Source organism: Anaeromyxobacter sp. PSR-1, assembly GCF_000964525.1.
In the GTDB taxonomy this organism is placed as follows: domain Bacteria; phylum Myxococcota; class Myxococcia; order Myxococcales; family Anaeromyxobacteraceae; genus Anaeromyxobacter.
Window position 1 is genome coordinate 1 of record NZ_BAZG01000217.1, and the last position, 6,891, is coordinate 6,891.

A 6,891-nucleotide genomic window follows, 5' to 3' on the forward strand; every position below is an offset into this window, starting at 1 on the left:
GAGCTGGCGAAGGCCGACGGAGCGGCGGGCACGGCCACCGAGCTGGGCCGCCGCCTCGCCGGGAAGTACATGACGTTCCAGCTCGCGCGCGAGGAGTACGGGATCGAGATCCTCACCGTGCGCGAGATCATCGGGCTGCTGGAGATGACCCGCGTGCCGCGCACGCGCGACTTCATCCGCGGGGTCATCAACCTGCGCGGCAAGGTCATCCCGGTCATCGACCTGCGCCTCAAGTTCGGCATGGAGCGGTGCGAGCCCTCCGATCAGACCGTCATCATCGTGGTGCACTGCGCGGTCGACGGGAGGCCGCTCACCATGGGCCTGCTGGTGGATCAGGTGCTCGAGGTCCTCTCCATCGGCCCGGCGATGATCGAGCCGACGCCCGCGCTCGGGCAGGCCGCGCCGGAGGAGGACTTCATCCTGGGCGTCGGGAAGCACGACCGGCGCATCGTGTTCCTGCTCGACATCGCCCGGATCCTCTCCTCGGACGACGCCCGCGAGCTGGGCCGCGCGTCCGGCGCCGGCGCGCCCGCCGGCGTCACCCCTGGCCCCGAGACGACGGGAGACGTGCCATGAAGACCCGCAACACCAACAACGGGAAGCTCATCTTCGCGGGGTTCCTCGCCGCGAACATCCTGGCGGTCGCCATCGGCGCCACCTCCTTCTTCACGGTGCGGCGCCTGTCCGGCTCGCTCACGGCCGTCACCAACCAGGAGCTGCCCGCAGCGCTGGCGCTGGCGCGGGTTCGCGCGGCGGTCAACGGCGTGATGCGCGCCGCGAACGGGATGATGAGCCCGCGGATCTCCGGCGACGCCGAGACCCGCGAGGCCGTGTTCACGCTGGCGGAGGGCTCGCTGCGGGACCTCGCCCAGGCCCGGAAGGTCTTCGACGGGCTCACGCACGCGGCCGCGGAGCGCGACGTGTGGGGGCGCGTGAGCGGGTCCCTGGATGCCTGGAACGGCCTGGTCGCGGCCTACGTGGACGCGGTCCGCCGGCGCGAGACGCAGCTCACCCCCGAGGCCGACGAGCGCTGCTGGACCTTGTACCAGCGGCTCCGCGCCAAGCAGGTCGAGTTCGCGCCGCTGCTCGACGGGATGATCGAGGCGTCGGCGAAGGACGCGCAGGCGCTCGAGGCGGAGTCCGCCGTGGCGGCAGGCCGCAGCCAGCTCACGGTCGCGGTCCTGGTGATCGCGGGCTCGATCGCGATGCTGGCCATCGCGTGGCTCCTCGCCCGGCGCGTGTCGCGGGCCATCGGTGCCATGGTGACCGAGACCGGCCGCCTCTCGGCGGCGGTGGAGGCGGGGCGGCTGGACGTGCGAGGGGACCTCGCGCGCGTCGACCCCGACTTCCGCCCGGTGGTGCAGGGGATCAACGCCACCATGGACGCCTACGCGCGCCCGATCCGGATGGCCGCGGACTGCGTCACCCGCATCGCACTGGGCGACATCCCCGAGCCCATCACCGACCGGTACGAGGGAGACTTCGACCGCATCAAGGAGGCGCTCAACGGCTGCATCGCGAGCCTGTCCGGCGTCCTCGGCGCCATGGAGGCCACCGGCCGGGCCCAGGACGAGGGGGACATCGAGGCGTTCGTCGAGGAGGAGCGGTTCCAGGGCGCCTACCGCCGCGTCGCGGCGAGCATGAACGCCGGGCTCCGCACCCACGTCTCCGCGATCCTCGAGATGCTCACCACGTTCGGCGCGTACGGCGAGGGCGACTTCGAGCCGAAGCTGGCGCCGCGCAAGGGCAAGCAGGCGGTCGCGAACGAGACCTGCGACCGGATCCGCGACAACCTGCGCGCGGTCGCCGCCGAGGTCCAGGCGCTCACCGCCGCGGCCGCGGAGGGGCGGCTGTCGACCCGCGCCGACGCCGCCCGCTTCCAGGGCGACTGGCGCACGCTGGTCGAGGGCGTCAACGGCACGCTCGACGCGATCGTCGGCCCGCTCAAGGTGGCGTCGAACGTGGTGGACGAGATCTCGCGCGGCGCGATCCCGCCGCCGGTGGCCGAGGCCTGGTCCGGCGACTTCGTCCGCCTGAAGGATCACCTGAACGGCTGCATCGCCGCGGTGAACGCGCTCGTGGCCGACGCGAACCGGCTGGCCGACGCCGCGGTCGCCGGCAGCCTCGACGCGCGCGCCGACGCCGCGCGCCACCGGGGCGACTTCCGGCGCATCGTGGAGGGGGTGAACCGGACGCTGGACGCCGTCCTCGCGCCCGTCGAGGAGGCCGCCGGCGTGCTGGAGAGGCTGGCGCACCGCGACCTGCGGGCGCGCGTCCAGGGCACCTACCAGGGCGGCCACGCCCGCATCGCCGACTCGGTGAACGGCACGGCGACGGCGCTCCACGACGCGCTCGCCCAGGTGAGCGAGGCGGTGGAGCAGGTGTCCAGCGCCGCGGCGCAGATCGCCGCCTCGTCGCAGGCGGTGGCGTCCGGCGCCTCGCAGCAGGCCTCCTCGCTGGAGCAGACCTCCAGCTCGATCGAGGAGGTCTCGGGCATGACCAAGCAATCCTCGGACAACGCGCAGCAGGCGAACCAGCTCGCCGTGACCGCGCGCGGCGCCGCGACCGAGGGCGCGACCGCGGTCGAGCAGATGCAGGGCGCCATGGCGCGCATCAAGGCGTCGGCCGAGGGCACCGCGCAGATCATCAAGGACATCAACGAGATCGCGTTCCAGACCAACCTGCTCGCGCTCAACGCGGCGGTGGAGGCGGCGCGCGCCGGCGAGGCCGGCCGCGGCTTCGCGGTGGTCGCCGAGGAGGTGCGCTCGCTCGCGCTCCGCTCCAAGGAGGCGGCCAACAAGACCGAGGCCCTCATCCGCGACTCGGTGAAGCAGGCCGGCGAGGGCGAGGTCACCGCGCGGCACGTGGCCGCCAAGCTCGGCGAGATCGTGCAGGGCATCGGAAAGGTCACCGACATCGTCTCGGAGATCGCGGCCGCGGCCCGGGAGCAGTCCACCGGCATCGAGCAGGTGAACAAGGCCATCGCCGAGATGGACAAGGTCACCCAGCAGAACGCCGCATCGGCGGAGGAGTCGTCGTCCGCCGCCTCGGAGCTGTCCGGGCAGTCGGAGGAGCTCGCGGCGATGGTGGGCGCGTTCCAGCTCGACCGCTCGCAGCGGCAGGCGGCGCCGCGCCGTCCCGCCGCCGCGCCGGTCCGCTCGCCCCCTGCGGCGCCGCCCGGCGCCCGCCCGCGCCCCGGCACGAACGGCGCGGGCGCGCTCGCGAGCTCCCGCGCGCTCGCGGAGCAGGCGTTCCCCATGGACGACGACGCCGAGATCCGGGACTTCTAGTGGAGGCCGCGCGCCCGAAAGGGACCGGACCCCGGCGCATCCGGGTGCTGGTGGTGGACGACTCCGCCGTGGTGCGGAACGTCTTCCAGCAGGAGCTCTCCGCCGATCCGGAGATCGAGGTCGTGGGGACGGCGCCGGACCCGTTCGCGGCGCGCGATCTCATCCTGGAGCGCTCGCCCGACGTGATCACGCTGGACGTGGAGATGCCGCGCATGGACGGCCTCACGTTCCTCCACAAGATCATGCGCTACCGGCCCACGCCGGTGATCGTGGTGTCTTCGCTCACGCCCGCCGGCGGCGCGCTCGCGCTGGAGGCGCTCGCCGCCGGCGCCTGCGACGTGATGTGCAAGCCCGGGGCGGCGTACTCGGTGGGCGAGATGACCGCCGACCTGGTGGAGAAGGTGAAGGAGGCGGCCGCCGCCGGCGTGCGCGCGCCCGCGCCGCTGCCGCCGCCGGCGCGCGCCGCGACGTCGTGCGCCCTGTCCCGGACCACGCACCAGGTGGTCGCCATCGGCGCCTCCACCGGCGGCACGGTCGCCATCGAGCGGATCCTGGTGGCGCTCCCGCCCAGCGCGCCCGGCATCGTGATCACCCAGCACATGCCCGAGCTGTTCACCCGCTTCTTCGCGAAGCGCCTGCGCGACCAGTCCGGCCTCGACGCCCGCGAGGCGCAGGGCGGCGAGTCGGTGGTGCCGGGGACGGTGCTGGTCGCGCCGGGCAACCGGCACATGCTCCTCCGGCGGTCCGGCGCCCGCTACGTGGTCGAGGTCAAGGATGGGCCCCGGGTGAACCGGCACCGGCCCTCGGTGGACGTGATGTTCCGCTCGGTGGCCCGCACCGCCGGGCGCAACGCGGTGGGGGTGATCCTGACCGGCATGGGCGGCGACGGCGCCCAGGGCCTGCTCTCGATGCGCGAGGCGGGCGCGCGCACGGTCGCGCAGGACGAGGGATCCTGCGTGGTGTACGGGATGCCGAAGGTCGCGGTGGAGGCCGGGGCGGTGGAGCGCACGCTCCCGCTCGACCGCATCGCCCCGGAGCTCCTGCGGCTCACGGACGGCGCGCTCCCCTGAGCGGGGTCACGCGGTCACAGCGGCGCGATCTCCTCGCCCGACTGCACCGTCACCCGGCCCGAGTCCAGGAACAGGCGCACCGTCCGCGAGCGCGCGCCGCCCACGTCCTCCGCCGCCACCGCCACCCGCGCGCGGCGCAGGATGCGCCGCATGGCGGCGTGGTTGCGCCGGCCGATGTCGAAGCCGCCGTACAGGTCGTTGAAGCTCCCGCCCCCCGCCGCCTTGACCACCAGGTCCTCCTTGCGACAGCCGCGGGCGTACAGCCGCTCGAAGAGCAGCGGGATTCCGGTGTCGGCGAACGTGCCCGGCGCGCCGCGCGCCCGCTCCGGGGAGAGCGCGGAGGTGGGGAGCTGGAAGTGCAGCATGCCGCCGACGTGGCGGCCGGGATCCCAGGCGACGAGCGCGATGCACGAGCCCAGCCCGTGCGTCACGATCACGCCGCCCGGCTCACCCGTAACCACCAGGTCGCCGATGCCCACGGTGACGAGGCTCACGTGGCCTCCGGCATCCGGTACACCGAGGGGCGCTCGCTGCGCAGCCGCGTGGGGATCCCCGCCAGCGTCTCCGAGTGGCCCACGAACAGCGGGGCGCCCGGGCGCAGCAGGCGCTCGAGCTCCTCGACCAGCCGCGCGCGCATGGGCCGGTCGAAGTAGATCATCACGTTCCGGCAGAAGATCGCGTCGAGCGGCCCGCGCATCGGGTACGGGTGCTCGGCCAGGTTGAGGCGGCGGAGCACCACCCGCTCCCGCAGCCGCGGGACCACCTCGTGCAGCGTCGATCCGCCGGGCCCGGGTCGCGCTGCGAGGAACCGCGCCCGCAGCGCCGCCGGGATGGCGGCCACCTCCTCGTCCGCGTAGGTGGCCTCCGCCGCGCGCGCCAGCACGCGGGTGGAGAGATCGGTCGCGAGGATCCGCCAGTCGCAGCCGTCGAGCTCGGGCTCGAGCACCATCGCGGCGGTGTAGGGCTCCTCGCCCGAGGAGCAGCCGGCGCACCACACCCGGAAGCGCCGCTGTCCCACCCGGCGTGCGACCCGCACCGACTGGACCAGCGCCTCGAAGTGATCGGCCTCGCGGAAGAAGTGGGTGAAGTTGGTGGAGATGGCGTCCAGGAACCGCACCAGCTCGTCGCCGCCTTCCGCCTGCAGGTGCTCCAGGTACTCGCGCTCGGTGGAGAGGGCCAGCTCCCGGAGGCGCCGCGCGAGCCGCGCCTCCACCAGGGCCGCCTTGCCCGGGCGCAGGAAGATCCCGGCCCGCTCATGGGCGATGCGCTGGAAGCCCTGGTACGTCTCCGCGTCCACCCTAGGCCCCCGCCGCCAGCCGGGCGCCGCGGTCGGCCGCCGCGTCGCGCGACGCGAGCCCTGCCAGCCGGTCCACGTTCAGGATCAGCCCCACCCGGCCGTCGGAGAGGATCGCCGCGCCGGAGAGAAAGTCCGTGTCGCCGAGGCCGCTCCCCAGGGGCTTGATCACCACTTGCTGCTGGGTGACCACCTCGTCCACCACCAGCCCCACCTTGCGCCCCAGCCCCTCGACCACCACCACGCGCAGATCGTCGGTGCCCGCCGCACGCTCGCGCGCGCCGAGCAGGCGGTGCAGGCGCAGGAGCGGCAGGATCTCGCCGCGGACGTCGATCACCTCGCCGCGTCCCGCGGCGCGTCGGATCGTGTCATCGGCCGGCCGCAGCGACTCGACGATCGAGAGGCTGGGCAGGATGTAGGTCTCGCCTCCGCAGGAGACGAGCATGCCGTCGATGATGGCGAGCGTGAGCGGGAGCACCAGCCGGAACGTGGTCCCGCCGCCCGCGCGCGAGGCCACGGTGACGCGGCCGCGCATCCCCTCGACGTTGCGCTTCACCACGTCCATGCCCACGCCGCGCCCGGAGATCTCGGTGACCTTCGCCGCGGTGGAGAAGCCGGGCAGGAACACCAGCCCGTGGACCTCTGCGTCGGACAGCTCCTGCCCGTCGCCCACCAGCCCGCGCTCGCGCGCCTTGCGCAGGATCCGGTCGCGCTGCAGCCCCCGGCCGTCGTCGGTCAGCTCCACCACGATCGACCCGCCCTCATGGTAGGCGGCCAGGCGCAGGACGGACCGCGCGGCCTTGCCCGCGGCGAGGCGCTCCGCCTCCGGCTCGATACCGTGGTCGAGCGCGTTTCGCACCAGGTGCACGAGCGGATCCTCGATGCGCTCGACCATGCTGCGGTCCATCTCGGTGTCCTCGCCGGAGGTCTCGAGGATCACGTCCTTGCCGGTCCTGCGCGAGAGATCGCGGACCAGGCGCGCCATCTTCTGGAACGCGCCGCGCACCGGGACCATGCGCATCCGCATGGCCACGTTCTGCAGGTCGCGGCTGATCTTGGTCATCTGGTTGAGCGAGTTGCGCAGGCGCAGGGATGCGACCGCCGCCAGCTCCGGCGCGTGCACCACCATCGACTCGACGATGATGAGCTCGCCGATCATCTCCACCATCGAGTCCACCCGCTCGAGATCCACCTTCACCGTCTCGCGGAGCTGACCACCGCCGTGCGGCGGCGGCGT

Annotated in this window: 6 protein-coding genes; 3 read left to right on the plus strand and 3 right to left on the minus strand. The window is 73.7% G+C overall.

The window, feature by feature from the left end; genetic code table 11:
* The 3 genes from PSR1_RS20545 to PSR1_RS20555 all read left to right on the plus strand — a co-directional run.
* Positions 1-576: chemotaxis protein CheW (locus PSR1_RS20545; protein ID WP_152643399.1), on the plus strand; the 576-nt coding region annotated here is incomplete at its 5' end.
* The gene (locus tag PSR1_RS20550) at positions 573-3,290 is read left to right on the plus strand and encodes a methyl-accepting chemotaxis protein (protein ID WP_059439254.1); all 2,718 of its coding nucleotides are present in this window, start codon (positions 573-575) and stop codon (positions 3,288-3,290) included. The genes PSR1_RS20545 and PSR1_RS20550, both read left to right, overlap by 4 nt.
* The gene (locus tag PSR1_RS20555; RefSeq protein WP_059439255.1) at positions 3,290-4,360 is read left to right on the plus strand and encodes a chemotaxis response regulator protein-glutamate methylesterase; all 1,071 of its coding nucleotides are present in this window, start codon (positions 3,290-3,292) and stop codon (positions 4,358-4,360) included. The genes PSR1_RS20550 and PSR1_RS20555 overlap by 1 nt, the downstream gene beginning before the upstream one ends.
* Before the next feature lie 14 nt (positions 4,361-4,374).
* Here the strand turns inward: PSR1_RS20555 and PSR1_RS20560 are convergent, their stop codons facing one another.
* From PSR1_RS20560 to PSR1_RS20570, 3 genes are all read right to left on the minus strand, one after another.
* On the minus strand, positions 4,375-4,854 hold the full coding sequence (locus PSR1_RS20560; protein WP_059439256.1) for a chemotaxis protein CheD: 480 nt from the start codon (positions 4,852-4,854) through the stop codon (positions 4,375-4,377).
* A complete protein-coding gene (locus PSR1_RS20565; RefSeq protein ID WP_059439257.1) occupies positions 4,851-5,657 on the minus strand; it encodes a protein-glutamate O-methyltransferase CheR in 807 nt (268 codons plus the stop codon). The genes PSR1_RS20560 and PSR1_RS20565 overlap by 4 nt, the downstream gene beginning before the upstream one ends.
* Before the next feature lies 1 nt (position 5,658).
* A partial coding sequence (locus tag PSR1_RS20570; RefSeq protein ID WP_160309044.1) for a chemotaxis protein CheA occupies positions 5,659-6,891 on the minus strand: 1,233 nt, incomplete at its 5' end.

Bases quoted from the DNA above. Each gene is read 5' to 3' on its own strand.
- PSR1_RS20550 (WP_059439254.1), top strand. From the start codon at position 573: ATGAAGACCCGCAACACCAACAACGGGAAGCTCATCTTCGCGGGGTTC.